Raw genomic sequence first — 23,036 nt, forward strand, 5'->3', positions numbered from 1 at the left:
CCAAGCTGATACGGAATTGCTGCTCTATGCTCTATTTTTCACGCTGGAAATCTGCCCTGATCTGGCTCGCGGTTCTCGTGAGCTTCATCATCGCTTCCCCCAACTTTTTCTCGCGTGAAACGCTGGCCAAACTGCCAGGCTTCCTGCCGAAGCAGCAGATCGCCCTCGGGCTGGATCTCTCCGGCGGCTCGCGCCTGGTCCTGCAAGTGCAGAATCCGGGACGAGGGGAACTCGAGCTCACGGCGAACATCATGCGCCAGCGCCTCGAGGAACTGGGATATGGCAAGCCCTTCGTCGAAGCGGAAAACCGCAATCAGATTCGGGTTGAAGTTCCTGGCGTCTACGACGCGCAGCTTCTGAAGGACATTCTCAGCGTTCGTGGCAATTTCTCCTTCCGTGCGGTCGACAGCACGATGGGGCCGGATGACGCCATTCGTGGAACGCCGCCGGCCGACAGCGAGGTCATCTACTCCTACGACGATCCGCCCGTCGGTTACCTCGTCAAGAAACAGCCGATCCTGACCGGCGCCAATGTGACCGACGCCAAGGCGACGCTGGCGGACGACGATACGGAACCGGTCATTACGCTGACGCTGGACGATGCGGGCCGAAAGAATCTCGCCGAAGCAACCTCGCAACTGGTTGGCGGAAGCTTCGCCATCGTTGTCGATAACCAGATCGTATCCGCGCCTGCCGTGGATGAAAAGCTCGACACGAATGAGCTGCAGATTTCCGGCGCCTTCGATCTTCAGGCGGCTAACAATATGGCAGTCGTGCTGCGTTCGGGCGCGCTGCCGCAGAACGTTACGGTTCTGGAAGAGCGCACGATTGCATCCGCTCTGGGCGAAGATTACGCCAGCGCCGCAGCATTGGCCGCTTTGCTGGCCGCGCTGCTCGTCGGCCTGTTCATGGTCTTGTCCTACGGCATCCTTGGTGTGATCGCCATGGTCGCGCTCGCCGTCAACATCATCATCCTTACAGCCATACTTTCGCTGATCGGTGCATCGATCAGCCTTGCAAGTATCGCCGGTCTGGTGCTGACCATAGGCCTGGCTGTTGACGCTCACATCCTCATTTATGAACGTGTGCGCGAAGATCGCCGCAAGGGTTATTCCGTCGTCCAGGCGATGGAATCCGGCTTTTATCGCGCTCTTTCAACCATCATCGATGCGAACCTTACCACGCTGATTGCGGCGCTCGTCCTTTTCCTGCTCGGCTCGGGAACGGTGCATGGTTTCGCGCTGACGGTCGCGGTCGGTATCGGCACGACGCTCTTCACCACGCTCACCTTCACGCGCCTGCTGATCGCGCAATGGGTGCGCACGGCCAAGCCGAAGGAAGTGCCGAAGCGTCGCCTGAAGCTGGTCCCGACGGTAACCCACATTCCCTTCATGCGTCTCCAATTCGTCACGCTTGGCATTTCGGTCCTTGCCTGCGCGATTGTTGTCGCCTTGTTCGTCAATATCGGCTTCAACTACGGCATCGATTTCCGTGGCGGCTCGATGGTCGAACTGCAGGCGCGCAGCGGCGACGCCAATCTGGAAGATATCACCGAGCGGCTTACCGAGCTCAACATCGACAGCGCCCGTGTCCTTCCGGCAAAATCTCCGCGCTCCGCGCTCGTCATCATCGGCAGTCAGGAAGTCGGCGACGATGCAGAACAAACCGTCGCTGTGAAGCTGCGCGGCGAGTTCGAGCAGGATTATTCATTCCAGCGCGTCGAAGTCGTTGGACCGACTGTTTCGGAACAGCTTTCCCGCGCCGGCATTCTGGCGGTCATTCTGTCGCTAATCGGCATCTTCATTTACGTGTGGGTCCGGTTCCGCTGGCAGCTTGCGCTTGGTGCGGTGCTGTCTACCCTGCACGACGTCATCATTCTGGCGGGCATGTTCATTGTGTTCCGCATGGAATTCAATCTGTGGAGCGTCGCGGCGATCCTGACCATCATCGGCTATTCGCTGAACGATACGGTGGTGATCTATGACCGCGTGCGCGAGAACCTGCGCGTCTATAAAAGCGCGCCGCTGCCTGCCATCATCGACGCCTCGATCAACCAGACGCTGTCGCGTACCTTGCTGACGTCCTTCGTGACATTCCTCGCGCATATCCCGCTTTATGCCTTTGGCGGCGCGGATATTCGCAGTTTCGCGCTGGCATTGAGCGTGGGTATTATAGTGGCGAGCTACTCGTCGATCTTCATCGCGGCTCCTTTGCTGGTCCAGTTCGGCCTCAAGCCGCGCGGACCGAATGAGTCCAGCGATTCCATGGACGACGAACTGGCGCAATCGCTGAATTTGGAAAGCTGACAATGGCCCATGGGATAGAGATAAGAGAGGCCCATTTTCCCGGCCGCGCGCCCATTGATGCCTATGGCAACGGGGGCTTTCGCTTTGCGGAAATGTCGCATCGCGGATCGATCCTGTGTCTGCCCTCGGGAATTCACGGCTGGGAACCCGCCACGCCGCCCTTGCTAGCAAAAGCCGATCTGGAAATAATCCTGGAACAGGCATCCGATATTGAAATCCTGCTGGTAGGTACGGGCATGGATCTGCGCCGGATTCCTGAAGACGTTCGCGCCATCTTGCGCGACCATCGCATTTCTTCCGATCCCATGAGCACGGGCGCTGCCGTTCGCACCTATAATGTGCTTTTGGCCGAAGATCGTGCGGTTGCGGCGGCGCTGATTGCTGTAGATTGATACCATGAACGAGAATGAGGCACATTGCCTGGCATTGCTTCGCGAAGCTGACCGGGATCGCTACCTTTCGGTACTTTACGCGCCGGAAGACCGCCGCGGCGGTCTGGCTGCACTATACGCGTTCAATGCGGAAATTGCGCGTATTCGCGAACTGGTCCACGAACCGCTGCCGGGAGAGGTGCGCCTGCAATGGTGGCGTGATCTGATCAACGGCGAGGCGAGGGGCAGCGCAGAAGCGCATCCCGTTGCCGCAGCCCTTATCGGAACAATCGACAAATATGAATTGCCGCGAGCAGCCTTCGACAATTACTGCGAAGCACGCATCTTTGATCTTTATGACGATCCGATGCCGAGCCGCAACGATCTGGAAGGTTATTGCGGGGAAACCGCTTCGGCGATCATCCAGCTGGCCGGTTTTATACTGGACCGGGATGCCGCGCAGGCACAGACCGAGACAACCGGCCATGCCGGCGTCGCGCAGGCCGTGACCGGTTTGCTTCGTCTCATGCCCATTCATCGGCGGCGTGGGCAACTCTATGTCCCTGCGGATATGTTGCAGGCGGTGGGTGTGACCCGCGAGGTCTTCCTCGCCGGTGAAGACAAAGCGGCCACCGGACGCGTCATCAGCATCATGCTGGCTTTCGCGCGGGAGCATCTGGCGATTTTCGAGAAAAACAAGTCGCAACTGCCGAAGAGCCTTGCTCCGGCATTTTTGCCTTTGGCGCTTGTCCCGGCCTATCTGCGAGCAATCGAGCGCCTTGGCACCGAGGCTGTGGAGAAGGTGGCGGACATTTCGGCTATTCGGAAACAATGGCTGATGTTCAGAGCCAGTTTCTAAGCATTCAAAAAGGAGAGGCTTCAGTCCATTCGAACTGAAGCCCATCGCAATATCACTCGGCCAACCCAAGCCATTGCCTACAATCAGCCAGAGCACGCGCGGAAAGCGCACGCTTCTTGGCAATTGTCTTTTCCTTGCCGCGCAGGCGCTTGCCTTCAGGCTTGGGAACATCGACAGGCGGGAACAGGCCGAAATTGACATTCATCGGCTGGAACGAACGTTTACCGGGTTCGTCATCCGCCACGATATGCCCACCCGTAATATGCCCGAGCAGGGCACCGAATGCGGTGGTTCCCGGAGGCGGCGTCAGTGTCTGTCCAAGCTTTTCCGCAGCAGTGAAACGGCCTGCCAGCAAGCCGATCGCTGACGATTCCACATAGCCTTCGCAGCCCGTAACCTGACCGGCAAAGCGCAGTGTCTCGCGTGATTTCAGTCGAAGCGTAGCGTCGAGCAGCACGGGAGAATTCAGATAAGTGTTGCGGTGAAGGCCGCCGAGACGCGCAAATTCCGCATTTTCCAGACCCGGAATCATTTTGAAGATGCCTGTCTGCGAGCCATATTTCAGCTTCGTCTGGAAGCCGACCATGTTGTAGAGCGTGCCGAGCGCATTGTCCTGGCGAAGCTGCACGACGGCATAGGGTTTAACCGTGGGATTATGCGCATTGGTGAGGCCCATAGGCTTCATCGGGCCGTGGCGCAAGGTTTCCGGCCCGCGTTCGGCCATGACCTCGATCGGCAGGCAGCCATCGAAATAGGGTGTGCCTTCCCACTCCTTGAAGTCGGTCTTGTCGCCTTCAACCAGTGCGGCAACGAAGGCCTCATACTGCTCCTTGTCCATCGGGCAGTTGATATAGTCCTTGCCGGTGCCGCCGGGGCCAACTTTGTCATAGCGGGACTGAAACCAGCACACATCCATATTGATCGAATCAAAATGGATGATCGGCGCAATGGCATCGAAGAAGGCCAGAGCATCCGCGCCGGTTTGCGCCTGAATGGCCTCCGCCAGTGAAGGCGCGGTCAGGGGGCCAGTGGCAACGATGGTCGTGCCCCATTCCGCCGGAGGCAGGCCGGTGACTTCTTCCCGAACAATGGTAATCAGCGGATGGGCTTCAAGCCTGGCCGTGACGGCTTGCGAAAAGCCTTCGCGGTCGACGGCCAGCGCACCGCCAGCCGGAACCTGATGTGCATCGGCGCAAGCCATGATGAGCGAACCGGCGAGGCGCATCTCGGCATGGAGAACGCCGACGGCATTGGTTTCAGCATCATCCGAGCGGAATGAATTGGAACAGACCAACTCGGCAAGCTGCTCGGTCTTGTGGGCATCGGTGCCGCGCACCGGGCGCATTTCGTGCAGTATGACGGGCACGCCCGCCTGCGCGAGCTGCCATGCAGCTTCAGAACCGGCAAGGCCGCCGCCGACGACGTGAACGGGAGTAAGATCGGGTGTGTTTGACATGGCCATTCCCATATCGCCTTTGCAGGGCGCCTTCAATGGAGAAGGCTGGCTAGGACGGGAAACGAGCCGCAAAAAGAAATGGCATCCGTCGCGGGAGGAGGAGCGACGAATGCCATTATGGTAAGACCGGTGTTGGGAGGAGGAGAACCGGTCTTGTTATCGCCAAACCTGGGAGGAGGATGGCTTGGCGATGAACGAAGTCTGGTGGGAGGAGGAGCCAGACTTGGAGAAATCCCTATCGGGAAAATTATGAGGCTCGTGGAATTAGCGAGCCTTGGTCTGGCGAGCCACGAACGGAATGTCCGCGCGGGAGATGCCAAGATCGTTCAGCTCACGGGTGGAAAGCTGGCTGAGTTCATTGACGGTGTCGCGGTAACGGCGCCAGTTGTTGTAAGAGCGAAGCAGGTTCATCGTGCTATTCCTTCATCGTTGAGGAACTGGAGTTCTGTTCAATTCATCTCGTTTGTTGCCCATGATATAAGCTATTGTTTTCGCAGGTTGCAGACCCGACTTTGCATAGCTGCCTTGCGGGCTCTGCACGTCACCCTAAATCGATTAGACTGGCCGGGCACAAAATTGCCGCAAAGCGATTTGATCCCACTCTTTGCCGGCTGCGCGGTTTCCTATATGTTCTCAACCGCTTACGGTTGCGACAGCAACAACTGACGGAATGAGCAGGAGCTAATTTGTCATTTTCCATTTCTGTTGAACGCCTGATAGAGCGATGGCAGCGGGACGGCCTGATCGATGCAGAGACTGCATCGAAACTGAATGCCGACCTTGAAAAGCGAGCTTCGGTCTTCAGTCTCGGTTCCGTTCTGGCCACCCTTGGCGGGCTGCTCCTTGGTGCAGCCGTTATCATGCTCGTCGCCGCCAACTGGCAGGAAATGCCGCGTCTTATGCGCATCGGCCTCATATTCGTTCTTATATGGGCAAGCTATCTTGGTGGTGCGTGGCGGCAAGCGCGGGGTGACAAGCTGTTTCCGCCAGTATGCTATATTGTGGGCGCTGCATCCTTCGGAGCGGGACTGGCGCTTGTGGGGCAAACGTATCATTTGTCCGGCGACATCCATTCCGCCGCAATCTACTGGTCTGTCGGTGTCCTGATTTCGGCCTTTCTTCTGCGCGCCCCGGTGCTGGCTGCATTTGGGGCAGGCGTCGCCTGCTTCTATCTTTCGACATATGTGTTTGACACGTCATCTTATGATGACCTGACCTATCGCTGGATCGGGCCGCTGCTATTGGCGTTCGGTGCCGCTGCGGCGTTATTCACGCGCTCGCGGCATGCGGCGCACCTGTGGGCGATGTTCTCCATAGGCTGGGCTTTGCTCATCTATGCCGAGCGCGAAAGCAATACCGTGCTGGTGCTTATGCTGATCGTGGGTATTGGTCTCATACTGGCCGACGGTTTTGCTCATGCAACAACGCAGAGACTGACCCGCTTCGCTCATCCGCTCGCGGCCTATGGCCTGCTTCTGGCGCTGCTGTCGCTCGTCACGCTTCAGCTCAACCAGATGTTCTCCTATTCCAGCATTTCCGCAGGTCTGGACCGGGATATAGTATATAGCATCTTCATTCTGGCGCTCGCGATCGGAGCGATTGCCGTAGCAGGGCGGAACAATGGCGGGTTGCGCTCCATCGCCTATGCCGCATTTTCGATCCAGGTTCTCTATCTGGCTTTCGAGACGGTCGGCACGATGATCGGCACCTCCGGCTTCTTCCTGACTGCGGGCATTCTGGTCCTGCTGCTGGCGGCATTCGTGCGGCGCATGGAGAACCGGTTCGGAAGGAAAAACAGCGTGGAGGTGCATCCATGACCACCCGGTTCAGATGGCTCTATGTGGGTGCGGCCATAACCGCATTGCTGCAAACGGGCATTCTTTATGCTGCCATTGAAAAGCGCGCCTCGATCCTGCGCTCCGGCGCGGAAGTGACGCTCCAGACGGAGCCTTTCGACCCGCGTGATCTGATGCGTGGTGATTATGTCGTTCTTGGCTACGAGATTTCCAGCCTCGCGCGGAAGGATATCGGCGGTACGCCATCCGCCGGTTCGCGAGCTGTCTATGTGGCGGTAAAGCGCGACGCCAACGGCATAGCGCGGTTTTCACGCGCTTCATTCGCTCCTCTTTCGGACCTTGCTGCGGACGAAGTGCAGATTCGCGGCGAAGCCGCCTATTCCATATCCGATGATCCGCAATCGAATGTTCGTCTCAATTTCGGCATCGAACGATATTATGTACCTGAAGGGCGGGGACGGGCGATTGAGGACAGCCAGCGAGAGCGTCGCATCACCGCGGTCGTTGCCGTCGATCCGAAAGGCGCGCCGGTCATCAAAGCCCTGCAAGAGGATGGAAGGCAGCTCTATCAGGAGCCGCTATATTGACCCTGACGGCACCTCCTTTTTGAAAAGGGTTGGCTGATGTCACAGGATCGCTATATAGAGGCGGAAAAGGGCAGCCAGATCGAACCCGGTAATTCTCTACGGGGAAGGTGGCTTTTTTCCTTTGAACCGGGAAAATTGGATGATATAGAGACGCGCGCTTTCGAGGGGCGGTTCAATATCTGAGACGAATAATGGTGTGTTCTGAGGAATGCGCTTCGGTTCAGAAGCGGATGTGGCGAAATTGGTAGACGCACCAGATTTAGGTTCTGGCGGGAGACCGTGGGGGTTCGAGTCCCTCCATCCGCACCAACTGCCATAAGGCAAAAGAATTTCTCTCCCGCGACAAGGCAAGAAAGCCGGTGACGGCGGGACAATGACAAGAAGTGAAGGTTTGAACATGCAGGTTACCGAAACGCTCAATGAAGGGCTGAAGCGCGAGATCAAAGTCGTGGTTCCGGCCAAGGACCTCGAAGCCAAGCTCTCGGAGCGGCTCGAAACTGCGCGCGGTCGCGCCAAGATCAACGGCTTCCGTCCGGGCAAGGTTCCTGCAGGTCATCTGCGCAAGATGTACGGCAAGTCCTTCATGGCCGAGATCGTCAACGAAATCCTCAACGATTCGTCGCGCTCGATTCTCGCTGACCGTAACGAAAAGTCGGCCACCCAGCCTGAAGTCATCATGTCTGAAGACGAAAAAGAGGCCGAAAAGGTTCTCGACGGCAAGGCCGATTTCGTTTTCTCGCTGAACTACGAAGTTCTGCCGGCGATCGAAGTCAAGGACTTCTCCAAGATCGCCGTTACCCGTGAAGTCGTCGATATTTCCGATGAGGAAGTCGACGAGCAGGTCAAGCGCATCGCTTCTTCGACCCGCACCTTCGAAACCAAGAAGGGCAAGGCAGAAAACGAAGATCGCGTTACCATCGATTACCTGGGCAAGCTCGACGGCGAGCCGTTCGAAGGCGGCGCCGACAACGACGCGCAGCTTGTTCTCGGTTCCGGCCAGTTCATTCCGGGCTTCGAAGAGCAGCTCGTTGGCCTCAAGGCTGGCGACGAGAAGGTCATCAACGTTACGTTCCCGGCTGAATACGGCGCCGCTCACCTGGCCGGCAAGGAAGCTACCTTTGACATCAAGGTCAAGGAAGTTGCCAAGCCGAACGAACTCGTTCTTGATGACGAAACCGCAAAGAAGCTCGGCATCGAATCGCTTGAGCGTCTGCGTCAGGTCGTTCGCGAACAGATCGAAAGCCAGTACGGCCAGATCACCCGCCAGAAGGTAAAGCGACAGATCCTCGACGCACTGGATGGCGACTACCAGTTCGAAACGCCGCAGAAGCTTGTTGACGCTGAGTTCAACAACATCTGGCAGCAGATCAATTTCGACCTGCAGCAGGCTGGCCGCACGTTCGAAGACGAAGAAACCACCGAAGAAGCTGCTCGCGAAGAATATCGCAAGCTCGCTGAACGTCGCGTTCGTCTTGGCCTCGTTCTCTCCGAAATCGGCGAGAAGGCAGGCGTGGAAGTCACGGAAGAAGAACTGCAGCGCGCTGTTTACGACCAGGTTCGTCGCTATCCGGGCCAGGAAAAGGAAATCTACGAATTCCTGCGCAAGACGCCGGATGCCGTTGCCAACCTGCGCGCCCCGATCTTCGAAGAAAAGGTCGTCGACCATCTGCTCGCTAACATCAGCGTGACCGACAAGAAGGTTTCGAAGGAAGAGCTGACGGCTGAAGACGAAGATGCAGCTTCGGAAGCAAAGCCTGCCAAGAAGGCTGCGGCGAAGAAGAAGGCTGCTCCCAAGAAGAAGGCCGACGAAGACAAGTCCGAAGAGGCTTAATTCTTTCTGGTTTGATCTATATGAAAGGCCGCGCACTGCGCGGCCTTTTCATTTCAAGTGCAATTCGCAGTCGAGGGTGTGACATGAATGGGGCTGCCATATCTCCATCTGGAACTGACGATGCACGAAGAGCCATGCCAACCTGCATGGCCAGCCGATGTCAGCATAGCCGCGTTCTCTCACGAATATGCACGCGCCACCCATGATTTGCTGGTTCGTGCCTATGCCGGTGGTGGCGGTTCGGTTGCCGGTTTCGACAACTGGTACAATGGGCTGATAACCGATAATGAGTACGATCCCGAGCTGGCCGTTCTGGTTCTCGATCAGGCCCATCGGTCTGTCGCATTTGTGCAGTGCTGGAATAGTGCTTTCATTAAGGATCTGGTTGTGGATCCAGGCAGGCGGCGGGAAGGTTTGGGGGAAGCGCTTTTGGTTCATGTGCTTCGCCTTTTATTCCACCGCGGTCAGACAAAGGTTAGTTTGAAAGTGGAGCGGAATAACCCTTCTGGCGCCGAAAGAATTTACAGGCGTCTAGGTTTTAGCGAAGTCCCGGCTGCGAAGCTGCATACGAAAGCTTGAGCAAATCACGCTGAAGGGCAGAGAAGGCTTGCCAGTCTTCGCCGTTTGTTTTAGCCAAAGTCAGATAGAATTTTTGCTGCGCATTGCGTCGCACAGGAAGAGATAGACGAGTTACTATGACCCTTATTGATACGCGCACGCCGGAACCGAAACGCTTCATTTCCGGCGCCACGGGCGACTGGGAAGTCGTCATCGGCATGGAAGTCCATGCGCAGGTCACGTCAGAATCCAAGCTTTTTTCCGGCGCCTCCACTTCGTTTGGTGCGGAGCCTAATTCCAATGTTTCTCTGGTTGATGCGGCCATGCCGGGCATGTTGCCGGTCATCAATCTGGAATGCGTCAAGCAGGCGGTTCGCACGGGCATCGGGCTCAATGCCCAGATCAATCTGAAGTCGGTTTTCGATCGCAAGAACTATTTCTATCCGGATTTGCCGCAGGGTTATCAGATTTCGCAGTTCAAGCAGCCGATCGTCGGCGAGGGCAAGATCATGATTTCGGTCGGCCCGGACAATAAGGGCCAGTTCGAAGACGTGGAAATCGGCATCGAGCGCCTGCATCTGGAGCAGGATGCGGGCAAGTCCATGCACGATCAGCATCCGACCATGTCCTATGTCGACTTGAACCGTTCAGGCGTGGCGCTGATGGAAATCGTGTCGAAACCGGACCTGCGCTCGTCGGATGAAGCGCGCGCCTATCTCACCAAGCTGCGCACGATTGTCCGTTATCTTGGCACCTGCGACGGCAATATGGACGAAGGCTCGATGCGCGCCGACGTGAACGTTTCCGTTCGTCGTCCCGGTGGCGAATTCGGCACGCGCTGCGAAATCAAGAACGTCAACTCGATCCGTTTCGTCGGCCAGGCCATCGAATATGAAGCACGCCGCCAGATAGCGATTCTTGAGGATGGCGGTTCCATCGATCAGGAAACACGCCTGTTCGATCCGGTTAAGGGTGAAACACGTTCGATGCGCTCCAAGGAAGAAGCGCATGATTACCGTTATTTCCCCGATCCCGATCTGCTGCCGCTCGAGTTCGATCAGGCCTTCGTTGACGCGTTGGCCGCAGAACTGCCGGAATTGCCGGACGTCAAGAAGCAGCGCCTCGTGGAAACGCAGGGCATTTCCGTTTACGATGCCTCCATCCTAGTGACTGAGAAGGCGATTGCTGACTACTATGAGGCAGTTGCTGCGGGTCGCGACGGGAAGGCTGCTGCAAACTGGGTCATCAACGATCTTCTTGGCGCGCTGAACCGGGCGGGCAACGACATCGAGGAATCGCCGATTACTCCTGATCAGCTCGGCGCGATCATCGATCTCATCAAGGAAGGCACGATCTCCGGCAAGATCGCGAAGGACCTTTTCGAGATCGTCTGGAATGAAGGCGGAGACCCGAAGAAGCTCGTTGAAGAACGCGGCATGAAGCAGGTCACGGATACCGGCGCCATCGAAAAGGCCGTGGACGATGTTATCGCCGCCAACCCGGAAAAGGTCGAGCAGGCGAAAGCCAAGCCAACACTGGCTGGCTGGTTCGTCGGTCAGGTCATGAAGGCAACGGGTGGCAAGGCCAACCCGCAATCAGTCAATGAACTGGTCAAGGCCAAGCTCGGGATCGAAGAGTAATGTGGGTCAGGAGCGCGACAGAAGCCGATCTCAAGGCAGTAAACGAGCTGCTCGTATCGACTTGGCACGCGACCTTCGATGATCTTCTCGGGCGGGAAATGGTGAATGCCGTTACCGCCCAGTGGCACAGCATCGCCGTGCTGAAGGCCAATCTCAAGAAGCCTTACTCGGAGTTCATTGTTGCCGATAATGGCAATGGCGGCATCGACGGAATGGCTTTTGCCAGTCAGTCGGAAGAAGGCAAGGCTTCGCTGCATCAGTTTTATGTTCGCCCCGATGTACAGGTTCAGGGTATCGGGACGATGCTTCTCGCTGAAATCGAGATGGCTTTTCCCGGTGTCCGGACGATGAAGCTCGAAGTGATCGAGAGAAACACCAAAGCGGTGAATTTCTATGAGCGCAAGGGCTACAGCAAGGTCGGCCGTAATGAGGATTGGGGCGATCCCAATTGCAAGGAACCTGTGCTGGTGATGGAAAAGTCACTCGAAGGCTGGAACATGTAAAGCATGTCTCTCCAAAGCGGGAACCGTTTTGGGGATCAGGACATGCGGAAATATAAAAGCCTGAAGCGCGCAGCGCTTTGGCTCTTCATACTCTTGTGACAGCGGCAACTTGACCCTTGCCATGGCCGGGCGATAGGGCCATAAGCAAGAAAACCCGGTGGTTCCGATCACCCGTGGCAATGATGGATCTGGAATAGGTCATGAAGAAATTTTTTACGCAAGTTTTCACCTGGTGGAACGGTCAGACGCTCGGCACGCGGTTTCATACGTGGCGCAAGGGCGAGCGCGTCGGTGAGGACGAGTTCGGCAATATCTATTATCAGGGCGGCAAGGATTCCGAAGGCCGCACGCGCCGCTGGGTAATCTTCAATGGCTATGCGGAAGCAAGCGCTATTCCTCCCGGCTGGCACGGCTGGATGCATCATCGGGTCGATACGCCGCCGTCCAAGGAAGACTATCGTCCGCGCGAATGGCAGAAGCCGCATCTGCAGAACCTCACCGGTTCTCCGCTGGCTTATCGCCCGAAGGGCGCCATTGCCCGTCCGGGTGCGGAGCCTGCGGAACGTCCGCGTGTGACCGGCGAGTACGATGCCTGGACGCCGGGCAACTGATAATCTGTTTCGGTTCTTGTCCGGCGCGTTAATCCGCGCCGGATTTCTTATGTCCGCCTTTTGACGCCATCGCGAAAAGGCCTGAGGATAGATGGTTTGCTTCACGCCCCGGGGCTGCATTGCGGCTTGCGACAGGGCAACGAATCGTCACAATTCATGCTTAGGAATTGTTCCAGCTTAATTTAACCCTTTGGATGCGGATCTCCGTTTTGACGAAGCAATCTCCCGGCAACGGAAAAAACTCGATCAAAAGGGCTGTTCAGCTTGCCCTGATCTCGTTCATGGCGACTGCCAGCTGCTTTCAGGCAGCGATGGCCGAACGCATTACCAATCCGGTTGCGGAGTTCTCGGGTCTCGACAAAATCACAGGCCGCATCACAACCTTTGATGTGTACATCAATGAGACCGTTCAGTTCGGCGCGCTCCAGGTGACGCCGAAAGTCTGTTATTCGCGTACGGAGAATGAAGCGCCACGCACGGACGGCTTCGTTCAGGTCGATGAGATTACGCTGGATCGGAAAATACGCCGTATCTTTACCGGCTGGATGTTTGCCGATAGCCCCGGCCTCAATGCTGTCGAGCACCCAATCTATGACGTCTGGCTGAAGGACTGCAAGCAGAAGTCGGAAGTGCCTCCGCCGGATCAGCGCAAATAAACCAGCCTTTTGTTGCGCATCATTCTCTGCAAGCCGTAGGCGGTGTGCTCTAGAAACGCGCGGTTCCGTCGAGCGCTGTTTCCAGCAGTTTCTCGTATTTCTTCCGTGGAACTTCCACGGCGCCGAATCTCTCAAGATGCGGCGTGGTGAACTGTGTGTCGAGAAGAACGAAGCCTCGGCTGACCAGATGCTGGACCAGATAGGCCAGGCAGACCTTGGACGCATCCCGCTTGCGCGTAAACATGCTCTCGCCAAAAAAGGCGCGCCCGAGCGTGACGCCGTAAAGTCCGCCGACAAGCTTGCCGTCATGCCACGCTTCGACCGTGTGGCAATGCCCGATTTCGAACAGTTTTCTGTAGGCTTCGCGAATTGGACCATTGATCCACGTGCGCGCGCGCTCGCCGGTGCCGCTGGCACAACCTTCGATCACGCCATCGAAATCGCTATCGAGCTTTATATCGAAAATGCCCTGTCGGATCGTTTTCTGGAGGCTTTTGGGAATATGGAAGCCATCGAGGGGGATCACGCCGCGCCGCTCGGGACGAACCCAGAAGACTTCCGGATCGTCGGCTTCTTCGGCCATGGGAAATATTCCCGTGGCGTAGGCTCGCAGGAGCAGCTCCGGTTCGATTGAATAGTCGTCCGGGGACACTCCTGCGGTCACCTTCGTCAGGCGCTTTCGCTCTTGGTTTTCTTGGCCAGATATTTTTCCAGCCAATGAATGTCGTAGTCGCCGTTGGCAATATCCTGATTGGCAATCAGGTCCTGGAAGAGAGGCAGGGTGGTTTTCACGCCATCCACCACGAACTCGTCCAGCGCACGACGCAGGCGCATCATGCATTCAACGCGGTTGCGACCATGCACGATGAGCTTGCCGATAAGGCTGTCGTAATATGGCGGAATGCGATAGCCGGAATAGACGCCCGAATCCACGCGGATGCCAAGGCCGCCCGGCGTGTGATAATGGGTGATCAGGCCCGGCGAGGGCGCAAATGTCAGCGGATCTTCCGCGTTGATACGGCACTCGATTGCATGGCCGGAGAAGCGGATATCCTTCTGCTTTACCGACAGGCCGAGACCGGCAGCAACGCGAATCTGTTCGTGAACAAGATCGATGCCGGTGATGGCTTCCGTGATCGGGTGCTCCACCTGCAGACGCGTGTTCATTTCAATGAAATAGAATTCGCCGTCTTCATAGAGGAACTCGATTGTTCCCGCACCGCGATAGCCCAGTTCCGCACAGGCATTGGCGCAGACCATGCCGATCTTGTCGCGTGCCTCGGCATTGAGCGCCGGTGAGTTGGCTTCTTCCCATACCTTTTGGTGGCGGCGCTGCAGCGAGCAGTCGCGTTCGCCCAGATGGATGGCATTGCCAGCCCCGTCACCCATGACCTGGACTTCGATGTGACGCGGCTTTTCGAGATATTTCTCGATGTAAACTGCGTCATCGCCGAAGGCTGCGCCGGCTTCGGAGCGGGCGGTTGCAAGAGCGATGGAAAGATCTTCCTCGCTGCGGGCAACCTTCATGCCGCGTCCGCCACCACCGGCCGAAGCCTTGATGATGACCGGATAGCCGATTTCCTTGGCGATGCGGGCAGCTTCCACGTCGTCCGTCACACCGCCATCGGAACCCGGAACAACCGGAATGCCGAGGCGCTTTGCAGTGCGCTTGGCTTCGATCTTGTCGCCCATGATACGGATATGCGAAGCGGTGGGGCCGATGAAGGTGATGCCGTGTGCTTCGAGGATTTCCGCAAACTTGGCGTTCTCCGACAGGAAGCCGTAACCCGGATGGATTGCGTCGGCGCCGGTGATCTCGCAGGCAGCAACAATCTGATGGATGTTCAGATAGCTGTCGCGCGATGGCGGCGGGCCGATGCACACACTTTCGTCTGCCAGGCGCACATGCATCGCGTCGGCGTCGGCCGTGGAGTGGACGGCGACGGTCTTGATGCCCAGTTCCTTGCAAGCCCTGAGCACGCGAAGAGCGATTTCACCACGATTGGCTATGAGTATCTTTTGAAACATTGCGCTTTGCTGCCCGTTCATTGAATAAGCCGTAATCTGCTATCTTATTCGATTACGACGAGCGGCTCACCGAATTCAACCGGCTGAGCGTCTTCGATGAGGATGGCCTTCACAGTGCCGGCGCGCGGGGCCGGAATCTGGTTCATCGTCTTCATGGCTTCGATGATGAGGAGCGTCTGGCCTTCCTTCACCTGCGCGCCAACCTCGATGAAGTTGCGGGCGCCCGGAGCCGGAGCGAGATAAGCGGTGCCAACCATCGGTGACGGAACGGCGTTCTTCGACAGATCAGCCTTTGTCGGTTCGGCGGCGGCTGCAACCGGCGCAGGAGCGGCTGCAACAGGTGCTGCGGCAGGCATAACAGTCGCTGCGGCCTGAACCGTAACCTTGCGTGAAACGCGGATACGCAGGTCGCCGTGCTCGACTTCGATGTCGGTCAGGTCGGTTTCATTGAGGATATCCGCCAGGTCGCGGATCGTTTCCTTGTCGATGACGGAGTTTTTGCTGGACATATCAGGCCCCTTTAACGCTTTGCCCGTTGTTTTCTTCTTCTTTGGCAATTGCCGCAAGCGCGCGCAGACCGAGCAGGTATCCTTCCGCGCCAAAGCCGCAAATAACGCCTTTGGCGACTGCGGATACATAGGAGTGATGCCGGAAAGCCTCACGCGCATGTATGTTCGAAAGATGCACTTCCACAGCCTTTACCTTGGCCGAGCGGATCGCATCGTGAATAGCAACCGAAGTGTGGCTATAGGCGGCCGGATTGATGAGGACATAGGCGTCTTTATCGCCCGCTTCCTGAATCCAGGTCACCAGATCGCCTTCGTAATTGGACTGACGGAAATCGACATCAAGTCCGAGTTGTTCAGCCTCACGCTTGCAACTCGCTTCGATATCCTCAAGCGTTGCAATACCGTATATCCCCGGTTCTCGTTTGCCGAGAAGGTTGAGATTGGGGCCGTTCAAAACAAAAACCGTTTTTGCCATATCCGTCCGCGACTGATAACGCACTACCACGAAATTTCGGTATACTTCGCATTCCATATAGAGGGCTTGGACGCAAGCCGAAACCCTCTAAATCATTGCAGATGTTTTGCCGAACCGGTTTTTCCCGCTATTCTTTGCAAAATAAGGCAGGCAACACGGCAATTCTCTTCATCTGATACAGCTGTCGAATGCCGCAGCTTAAACTGTTTCACAAATGTGATCCGTCAAGCCGCGAGCCCGCTGCCTACTTTTTCGCGCCGGCGCGCGCAGCGGCGATTCTCTCGACCAGTCCATCCACGCCGATTGCGCCGGGAACCAGTTCATCGCCGATGATGTAGGATGGCGTGCCGGTGATGTTCAACTGCTGAGCCAGCTGATAGGTCTGCTGGAATGCGCCGGTAATGGCCGGGTCCTTCATCTTTTCGCGCAGCTGTGTTTCATCGGCTCCCAGTTTCACGGCATCGGCGATGGCGGAATCTTCCGTAGCGCGCTCTTGCGCGCCCAACAGTACTTCGTGGAACTCAGCATATTTTTCCGGCATCAACGCTCTGAACGCCTGTGCCACGACATGCGCCTTGGCGGAATCCGGTCCGAGGATGGGGAATTCCTTCATGACGAACCGCACATTCTTGTCGGTTTTCAGGATCGCTTCCATGTCGGGCAGGGCCCGCTTGCAGTAACCGCAATTGTAGTCGAAGAACTCGTAGACAGTCACGTCGCCGTCCGGATTACCGAAAACCGCATCATGCTTCGGATCGTAAAGGGAGCTGCGATTGGCGGCCAATACCTGCTTGATCTGTTCCTGGGCTGCACGTGCCTGCTTGGTTTCAAGAGCACTTTGCACTTCCAGCATCAGTTCCGGTTTCTGGATCAGATAATTGCGCACGACATTCTCGATGGCCTGCTGGTTCATCGCCACAGGCGCCGCGGCAGGGGTTTCCACGGGGGCGGGCGCCGGAGCTTGCCGGGCGGTTCCCGCGTAATAACCTAATGCAAGGGCGGCAATGCCCGCAATGCCACTGGCAACTGTTATGGAAACTGCGTTCTTCATTCCAAATTCCAATCTGTCTTGAATATCGGCGTCAGGCGTAAATTGCCGCCTTACTTGCTTTTCTTGGCATTGATGATGTCCTGCGCACGAAGCCACTCCGGAGAGCGGGGCTTCATCTGCTTTTGCGCGCGGATGGCGAATATCTGGGCCTGCTGAAGCTTGCCAGAATAATAGTTCATGTCGGCTGTGGCGAGGTCTGCGAGCGCCATATCGCCCTGCTGGCCGTATGCCTGCGCGAGATAGGCATAGCCGCCCGGAAACTCCGGATCGGATGCGATGCCGGCCTTGATCTCCTTGATCGCCGTCGGCATGTTCGCCTTGGCGCCGGTGAGCATAAGGGCGCGCCCATAGCTCATGCGCAACAGCGGCGATTTACGGGGATCGAGCGAAACAGCCTTCTGGAAAGCCTTTGCCGCTCCCGAAGCATCGTTTGCTTTCAGCAGGACTTCGCCGCGCATTTCCTGGAAATATGGGCTCTTCGGCTGCTCCTTGACCAAGGCGTCGAACTTGGGCAGTGCGGCGCGGGCGGAGCCGTTCAGGAATGTCGTGATGGCATTGCCATAACGGGCAGGGAGGCCGCCGGGATTATTGCGGAACATGCGTTGAAGCGCGCCCATATTGCCCGAATAAGCGGCGATCTTCGCGCGCGCCATATCGTGGCGCAGCTGCAGAGCCGGTGAATCGGTCTTGTTGAAATAGGGGCTCTTTCTCGCAAGCTCTTCCAGATTGGCAATGCGCTCACGCGGCAACGGGTGGCTGATGCGGTACTGATCGATCTGTGTGCCGGTAAGCGACAAGGCCGATGCAAAGCGCTCGAAAGTGTCGAGCATTCCCTTGGTGGATTGCCCGGTGGCATTGAGATAGTTCACGGCGAGGCGATCGGCGGTCATTTCCTCGGTGCGCTGATAGTTCAGCACACTGCGCATGGCCATTTCGCCCGAACCCATTGCGATGCCCGCGCCGGCGCCTGCCGCGTTGCCGCTACCGCTTGCGGCACCGGCCACACCCGCGCCAACGCCAAGCAGCATGCCGATGATCGCCATATTGCGAGCCCGGCTCAATTGTTCGCGCAGGCGCTCCTGATGGCCGCCGGCCAAGTGGCCCGATTCGTGCGCGATCACACCGATGATTTCATTGGGTGTTTCCGCCTGCATGATTGCGCCTGTGTTGATGAAAATACGGCGTCCATCAACGAAGGCATTGAAACTTGGCGAATTGACCAGGATGACGCGAATACCGCGGCCGCCCAGTCCGGCCGCCTTGAGGATCGGCGCGGCATAATCGGCAACAAGGGCCTCGATTTCCGCGTCTCGAACGATGGGAACGCCACCCCCGCGCGACTGCGCGAATGCGGGCAGGGCACTGGTGACGGCTATGGACGCCGCGGCCATTACGGCGACCGAGCGTCTGATCATCTTATGGAAAGAAAATCTTCTGGCTGGGAAAGGTGAAGTCATCATCCCCATCGTGCTGCTCTTCCTTCTTCAAACCGGCGCGAATCTTATAGCCTTTGCTTTCAATCACCGATAGGCGGAGGTTGGGATAATCTATTTGGTCGTATTTTCTCGAAAGGTGCTGTTGCTTTAGCAATCCGGCGATTATACGGCGGGTTCAGAAAGCGACATTCGCAATTTTTTGGAGGTAATGGTGGTCACTCTTTCCAGCCGCAGCGCAGTTGAGCCCTTTCACGCCATGGACGTTCTGGCAGAGGCCAACCGCCGTCGTGCAGCCGGGCATCCGATCATTTCCATGGCGGTAGGCCAGCCAGCCGATCCCGCACCTGCCGCCGTCCGGCAAGCTGCCGAACGCGCCTTGAAGGACGGGCGCATCGGCTATACGGACGCTCTGGGGCTGATTGAACTGCGGGAGGCGATTGCTGCGCATTATGCCGATCACTACGGGATTTCGGTCTCGCCGGAACGCATTGCCGTAACCACTGGCTCATCGGCTGCCTTCAATCTGGCCTTTGTCGTCTATTTCGATCCGGGCGACCGGGTTGCCATTACACGCCCCGGCTATCCCGCTTACCGTAATATATTGACCGCGCTTGGCCTTGAGGTCGTGGAAATACCGACGGGCAATGGAACCTCGGCGTCATTGACCGCCGAAGCGCTTGCGGCGGCGCATGCCGAGAAACCTTTGAAGGGCGTTCTGTTTGCAAGCCCGGCCAATCCTACCGGCGCTGTCATCGACAAGCCGGAGCTCAAGGCGATCATTGAAACGGCTCGCGATCTGGGTATCCGGGTGATCTCGGATGAAATCTATCACCGGCTTTCCTATGAGACGGATGATGTCACCGCATTGGAGATTTCCAGCGATGTGACCGTCATCAACTCATTCTCAAAATATTACTGCATGACCGGCTGGCGGATCGGCTGGATGGTTTTGCCCGAAAGCGATACGCGCGCCATCGAGCGACTGAGCCAGAGCCTTTATATCTCCGCACCGGAGCTTTCGCAGCGCGCCGCCATCGAAGCCTTCCATGCAACGGCGGAACTTGAACGGGTGAAGGATCGCTATCGCCAGAACCGGCTGATCCTGCTGGATCATCTCCCACGTATCGGCCTCAGCCTTGCTGCGCCGATGGATGGGGCCTTCTATGCTTATTGCGATGTATCGCGTTTCACCAACGACAGTATGGAATTTGCCCGCCGGATGATCGCCGAAATCAACATTGCAGCAACCCCGGGACGCGATTTCGATCCGCTGGACGGCCATCGGACGATGCGCTTTTCCTATGCGGGCAAAATCGAGGAAATGGAAGAAGCTGTTCGCCGGTTAGAAGACTGGTTGCCACAGCAGAGAGCCTGAATCCCGGTTCGGGCCCTGGAAAACTAAGCTTCTGGAGCATTTCCAGCAAAAGTGTGAAACGATGCGTTGGATAATGCGATAAAACAAATAGTTAGAGCGGTTCCGGCGACTCTGTCAGAGCAGGAACCGCTCTAAAGCAAAGAAAAACCGGCGTTTCCGCCGGTTTTTTCATTTCAATCCTGAAGCGGTTCTCAGAAGAAGCCCTTCTTCTGCCACCAGCCGGCGCGCTTGGGCTTCTGCTCTTCGCTTTCGCTTGAGGTCACAACAGGCTCCGCGCTTTTCTCCGGTTCGGCAATCGTCGCCACGTCAGCTTCAACCGCCACCGTGTCTTCGACTTCGGCCGCTGGCTTTGCCGCTGCTCGCCGGGTACGCCGCTTGGGCTTTTCCGCTGCTGCTTCGGGTTCGCCGTTGGCTTCAACCGCCACCGGTTCGGCAGGAGCCTCTTCGACCGCCTTCTTGCGAGCACGGGTCTTGCGGGCGGGCTTCGCAGGCTTTTCTTCTGCCTCTGCTGCAACAACCTCCTCAGCCGCATCTTCAGTCTTAGCAGACTTGCGGGCGCGGGGCTTGCGTGCAGGCTTGGCTGGCTTCTCTTCGGCCACCGGTTCTACCGCTGGAGCAGGCGTTTCCGCGGCTTCTGCGGCTGGTTCGACCGCTACGGCTGCTATTTCTTCGACTACTGTTTCCTCGATCTTTACCGGCAGGACCGGCGTGTAACCGACAAACTCGGGATCAGGAACCTTGCGCGCACGCGGTTCATCGTCGCGACGATTCTTGCGACCGCCCCGGCGACCGCGGCGGCGCTTCTTGCGACGATCTTCCTCGCTCAACGAAGCATTGGAAGATGTCTGCTGAGACTCATCTGCATCATCGTCTTCGTCAGACGATTCTTCAGAGACGGAGTCGGACTTCGCGGACTGCTCCTGGCCCTCGCGATCACGACCGCCGCGACGACGGCGACGGCGACGGCGCTTGCGGTCACCTTCTTCACCGCGCTCTTCAGAAGCCTGAACATCAGCCTTCGTTTCTTCTTCGGCTTCTTCCTCATCGACCGGGATTTCCGGATCTTCGATATCGTCCTCGATATAGGCCATCGGCTGCACCGGCGGCTGGGTGATAGGCCGTGTGGATGGCGCACCCTTGTCGATGACGAAATGCTGGTGGCCGACGCTCTCATCGGCGTCAATGCTGATCGCTACACCAAAGCGTCCTTCCAGATCAGCCAGAAGCTGTCGCTTGTGGTTGAGGACATAAAGCGCCGACGAAGCCGGTGTGCGGACGTGAATGTCGAAACCGGAATGACGCAGCAGATAATCCTCGATGCCGCGAATGATGTGCAGCGCCATGGAGGAATCCGAGCGGATATGGCCGGTGCCGCCGCAATGCGGGCAGACCTGCATCGTGCTTTCAAGCACGGATGCACGGATACGCTGGCGCGACATTTCCAGAAGGCCGAAATGCGAGATGCGACCCACCTGAATGCGGGCGCGATCATCCTTCAGGCAGTCCTTCATCTTCTTTTCGACAGCGCGATTGTTACGCTTTTCTTCCATGTCGATGAAGTCGACGACGATCAGGCCGGCAAGGTCGCGCAGGCGCAGCTGGCGCGCAACCTCTTCGGCAGCTTCCAGGTTGGTCTGGAGCGCCGTGTCCTCGATGGAATGCTCTCGTGTCGAGCGACCCGAATTGACGTCGATGGCAACCAGCGCTTCCGTCTGGTTGATGATCAGGTAGCCGCCCGATTTGAGCGTGACCTGCGGCAGCAACATGCGGTCGAGCTGGGCTTCCACACCGTTGCGTGTGAAGATGGGCACCTGCTCACGGTAAGGCTGGACGACCTTGGCATGGCTCGGCATGAGCATGCGCATAAAGTCTTTGGCCTCGCGGTAGCCGTTTTCGCCGGAAACGAGGATTTCCGAAATGTCCTTGTTGTAAAGGTCACGGATCGAACGCTTGATCAGGCTGCCTTCCTCATAGACGAGGGCAGGCGCCGTCGATTGCAGCGTCAGCGTGCGCACATTTTCCCAAAGACGCATCAAATATTCGTAGTCGCGCTTGACTTCGGCCTTGGTCCGGTTTGCGCCAGCCGTGCGCAGGATCACACCCATGCCCTGCGGCACTTCGAGTTCCTTTACGATCTCCTTGAGGCGCTTGCGGTCCTGAGGGTTGGTGATCTTGCGCGAAATGCCGCCGCCGCGCGCAGTGTTCGGCATCAGAACCGAATAGCGTCCCGCAAGCGAGAGATAGGTGGTGAGAGCCGCGCCCTTGTTGCCGCGCTCTTCCTTGACGACCTGAACCAGAAGAATCTGGCGACGCTTGATCACTTCCTGAATGTTGTACTGGCGGCGATTGGTGCGCGCATGCGTCGGAAGCTCTTCAAGCGCGTCTTCCGAACCAACGGATTCGACCATGTCCTCTTCATGTTCTATGTCATCCTCATCCCCGTTATCGAGGGCTTCTGAGATCACATCGCTTTTCTGCGAGAGGGCCATGGCCGGTGTGCCGGGCACGTAATTTTCAAATGCCGGACCAACCGGCTCGGCCGCCGGCAATCCGTTGTCGGACGCATTGGCCTGCGCGTCGCCGTTCTGGCCGTCACGGCGTCCGCGACGCCGGTTACGGCGAGACCTGTCATTCCGATCATTTCGCTCGCTCCGCTCACTCTTGGCGCGCGGCTCGTCTTCGTCGTCTTCCGCACGTGCGGCTTTGGCTTCCGCCTCAAGCAGCGCAAGGCGATCAGCTACCGGGATCTGGTAGTAGTCGGGATGAATTTCCGAAAATGCGAGGAAGCCATGACGGTTGCCGCCATATTCCACGAACGCAGCCTGAAGCGAAGGTTCGACGCGAGTGACGCGTGCGAGGTAGATATTGCCTTTCAGCTGCTTCTTATGTTCCGACTCAAAGTCGAATTCTTCAATCTTGTTGCCCCGAGTAACGATGACCCGGGTCTCCTCCGGGTGGGAGGCATCTATAAGCATTTTGTTGGACATT

Annotated in this window: 23 protein-coding genes and 1 tRNA gene; 14 read left to right on the forward strand and 10 right to left on the reverse strand. The window is 57.4% G+C overall.

Annotated elements, in window-relative coordinates:
* The first annotated feature begins 26 nt into the window (after positions 1–26).
* Genes secDF through ACOWVS_RS05020 form a run of 3 tightly spaced genes read left to right on the forward strand, consistent with a single transcriptional unit; the run spans position 27 to position 3,536 of the window.
* Complete coding sequence (gene secDF, locus ACOWVS_RS05010) at positions 27–2,306, forward strand: protein translocase subunit SecDF (protein WP_021585060.1); 2,280 nt, start codon at positions 27–29, stop codon at positions 2,304–2,306.
* A gap of 2 nt (positions 2,307–2,308) precedes the next feature.
* Positions 2,309–2,698, forward strand: coding sequence for an Mth938-like domain-containing protein (locus ACOWVS_RS05015; RefSeq protein ID WP_021585061.1), 390 nt, complete (start codon positions 2,309–2,311; stop codon positions 2,696–2,698).
* Between the two features lie 4 nt (positions 2,699–2,702).
* On the forward strand, positions 2,703–3,536 hold the full coding sequence (locus ACOWVS_RS05020) for a phytoene/squalene synthase family protein (RefSeq protein WP_021585062.1): 834 nt from the start codon (positions 2,703–2,705) through the stop codon (positions 3,534–3,536).
* A gap of 52 nt (positions 3,537–3,588) precedes the next feature.
* Here ACOWVS_RS05020 and trmFO read toward each other — a convergent pair whose 3' ends face one another.
* Together trmFO and ACOWVS_RS05030 are read right to left on the reverse strand one after the other, a co-directional pair.
* Positions 3,589–4,992 (reverse strand): methylenetetrahydrofolate--tRNA-(uracil(54)-C(5))-methyltransferase (FADH(2)-oxidizing) TrmFO, encoded by a 1,404-nt coding sequence (gene trmFO, locus ACOWVS_RS05025; protein ID WP_031345980.1) that lies wholly within the window; start codon positions 4,990–4,992, stop codon positions 3,589–3,591.
* Between the two features lie 264 nt (positions 4,993–5,256).
* A complete protein-coding gene (locus ACOWVS_RS05030) occupies positions 5,257–5,403 on the reverse strand; it encodes a DUF1127 domain-containing protein (RefSeq protein WP_006466676.1) in 147 nt (48 codons plus the stop codon).
* Between the two features lie 275 nt (positions 5,404–5,678).
* On the opposite strand from ACOWVS_RS05030, the gene ACOWVS_RS05035 reads away from it, so the two are divergent.
* From ACOWVS_RS05035 to tig, 4 genes are all read left to right on the forward strand, one after another.
* Positions 5,679–6,809 carry a DUF2157 domain-containing protein gene (locus ACOWVS_RS05035; RefSeq protein ID WP_021585064.1) on the forward strand — a complete coding sequence of 377 codons (1,131 nt, stop codon included), beginning with the start codon at positions 5,679–5,681 and terminating at the stop codon, positions 6,807–6,809.
* On the forward strand, positions 6,806–7,375 hold the full coding sequence (locus tag ACOWVS_RS05040) for a GDYXXLXY domain-containing protein (protein WP_021585065.1): 570 nt from the start codon (positions 6,806–6,808) through the stop codon (positions 7,373–7,375). The genes ACOWVS_RS05035 and ACOWVS_RS05040 overlap by 4 nt, the downstream gene beginning before the upstream one ends.
* A gap of 226 nt (positions 7,376–7,601) precedes the next feature.
* Positions 7,602–7,684 (forward strand) — tRNA-Leu (locus ACOWVS_RS05045).
* A gap of 88 nt (positions 7,685–7,772) precedes the next feature.
* Complete coding sequence (gene tig, locus ACOWVS_RS05050; protein WP_021585067.1) at positions 7,773–9,206, forward strand: trigger factor; 1,434 nt, start codon at positions 7,773–7,775, stop codon at positions 9,204–9,206.
* A 48-nt stretch (positions 9,207–9,254) separates the two neighbouring features.
* On the opposite strand, the gene ACOWVS_RS05055 is transcribed toward tig, so the two are convergent.
* Positions 9,255–9,644, reverse strand: coding sequence for a hypothetical protein (locus tag ACOWVS_RS05055; RefSeq protein ID WP_021585068.1), 390 nt, complete (start codon positions 9,642–9,644; stop codon positions 9,255–9,257).
* On the opposite strand from ACOWVS_RS05055, the gene ACOWVS_RS05060 reads away from it, so the two are divergent.
* The 5 genes from ACOWVS_RS05060 to ACOWVS_RS05080 all read left to right on the forward strand — a co-directional run bounded on the left by ACOWVS_RS05060 (position 9,555) and on the right by ACOWVS_RS05080 (position 13,174).
* Positions 9,555–9,785 (forward strand): GNAT family N-acetyltransferase, encoded by a 231-nt coding sequence (locus tag ACOWVS_RS05060; RefSeq protein WP_244637656.1) that lies wholly within the window; start codon positions 9,555–9,557, stop codon positions 9,783–9,785. The genes ACOWVS_RS05055 and ACOWVS_RS05060 overlap by 90 nt on opposite strands.
* Positions 9,786–9,901: 116 nt before the next feature.
* Complete coding sequence (gene gatB / locus ACOWVS_RS05065; protein WP_021585069.1) at positions 9,902–11,404, forward strand: Asp-tRNA(Asn)/Glu-tRNA(Gln) amidotransferase subunit GatB; 1,503 nt, start codon at positions 9,902–9,904, stop codon at positions 11,402–11,404.
* Positions 11,404–11,907 (forward strand): GNAT family N-acetyltransferase, encoded by a 504-nt coding sequence (locus ACOWVS_RS05070; RefSeq protein WP_075041674.1) that lies wholly within the window; start codon positions 11,404–11,406, stop codon positions 11,905–11,907. The genes gatB and ACOWVS_RS05070 overlap by 1 nt, the downstream gene beginning before the upstream one ends.
* A 200-nt stretch (positions 11,908–12,107) precedes the next feature.
* Positions 12,108–12,518, forward strand: coding sequence for an NADH:ubiquinone oxidoreductase subunit NDUFA12 (locus tag ACOWVS_RS05075; RefSeq protein WP_021585072.1), 411 nt, complete (start codon positions 12,108–12,110; stop codon positions 12,516–12,518).
* Between the two features lie 194 nt (positions 12,519–12,712).
* Positions 12,713–13,174 (forward strand): DUF2155 domain-containing protein, encoded by a 462-nt coding sequence (locus ACOWVS_RS05080; protein ID WP_021585073.1) that lies wholly within the window; start codon positions 12,713–12,715, stop codon positions 13,172–13,174.
* 49 nt (positions 13,175–13,223) lie between these two features.
* On the opposite strand, the gene aat is transcribed toward ACOWVS_RS05080, so the two are convergent.
* From aat to ACOWVS_RS05110, 6 genes are all read right to left on the reverse strand, one after another.
* Positions 13,224–13,793: a leucyl/phenylalanyl-tRNA--protein transferase gene (gene aat, locus ACOWVS_RS05085; protein ID WP_031345981.1), complete on the reverse strand. Its 570-nt coding sequence runs from the start codon at positions 13,791–13,793 to the stop codon at positions 13,224–13,226.
* A gap of 50 nt (positions 13,794–13,843) precedes the next feature.
* Complete coding sequence (accC, locus tag ACOWVS_RS05090) at positions 13,844–15,202, reverse strand: acetyl-CoA carboxylase biotin carboxylase subunit (protein WP_006472125.1); 1,359 nt, start codon at positions 15,200–15,202, stop codon at positions 13,844–13,846.
* Positions 15,203–15,246: 44 nt separating this feature from the next.
* Positions 15,247–15,711 carry an acetyl-CoA carboxylase biotin carboxyl carrier protein gene (gene accB / locus ACOWVS_RS05095; RefSeq protein WP_006466687.1) on the reverse strand — a complete coding sequence of 155 codons (465 nt, stop codon included), beginning with the start codon at positions 15,709–15,711 and terminating at the stop codon, positions 15,247–15,249.
* Between the two features lies 1 nt (position 15,712).
* On the reverse strand, positions 15,713–16,186 hold the full coding sequence (gene aroQ / locus ACOWVS_RS05100; protein WP_021585075.1) for a type II 3-dehydroquinate dehydratase: 474 nt from the start codon (positions 16,184–16,186) through the stop codon (positions 15,713–15,715).
* Between the two features lie 244 nt (positions 16,187–16,430).
* Positions 16,431–17,237, reverse strand: coding sequence for a DsbA family protein (locus ACOWVS_RS05105; protein WP_075041675.1), 807 nt, complete (start codon positions 17,235–17,237; stop codon positions 16,431–16,433).
* A gap of 50 nt (positions 17,238–17,287) precedes the next feature.
* Positions 17,288–18,652: a M48 family metalloprotease gene (locus tag ACOWVS_RS05110; RefSeq protein ID WP_244637652.1), complete on the reverse strand. Its 1,365-nt coding sequence runs from the start codon at positions 18,650–18,652 to the stop codon at positions 17,288–17,290.
* On the opposite strand from ACOWVS_RS05110, the gene ACOWVS_RS05115 reads away from it, so the two are divergent.
* Positions 18,612–18,767: a hypothetical protein gene (locus ACOWVS_RS05115; protein ID WP_244637662.1), complete on the forward strand. Its 156-nt coding sequence runs from the start codon at positions 18,612–18,614 to the stop codon at positions 18,765–18,767. The two genes, ACOWVS_RS05110 and ACOWVS_RS05115, sit on opposite strands and share 41 nt — an antisense overlap.
* Before the next feature lie 117 nt (positions 18,768–18,884).
* Positions 18,885–20,048 carry a pyridoxal phosphate-dependent aminotransferase gene (locus ACOWVS_RS05120; protein WP_031345985.1) on the forward strand — a complete coding sequence of 388 codons (1,164 nt, stop codon included), beginning with the start codon at positions 18,885–18,887 and terminating at the stop codon, positions 20,046–20,048.
* Positions 20,049–20,239: 191 nt separating this feature from the next.
* On the opposite strand, the gene ACOWVS_RS05125 is transcribed toward ACOWVS_RS05120, so the two are convergent.
* On the reverse strand, positions 20,240–23,035 hold the full coding sequence (locus ACOWVS_RS05125) for an Rne/Rng family ribonuclease (RefSeq protein ID WP_021585079.1): 2,796 nt from the start codon (positions 23,033–23,035) through the stop codon (positions 20,240–20,242).
* Position 23,036 lies beyond the last annotated feature (1 nt).

Source organism: Brucella sp. IR068 (genome assembly GCF_049065885.1).
Taxonomy (GTDB): domain Bacteria; phylum Pseudomonadota; class Alphaproteobacteria; order Rhizobiales; family Rhizobiaceae; genus Brucella; species Brucella intermedia.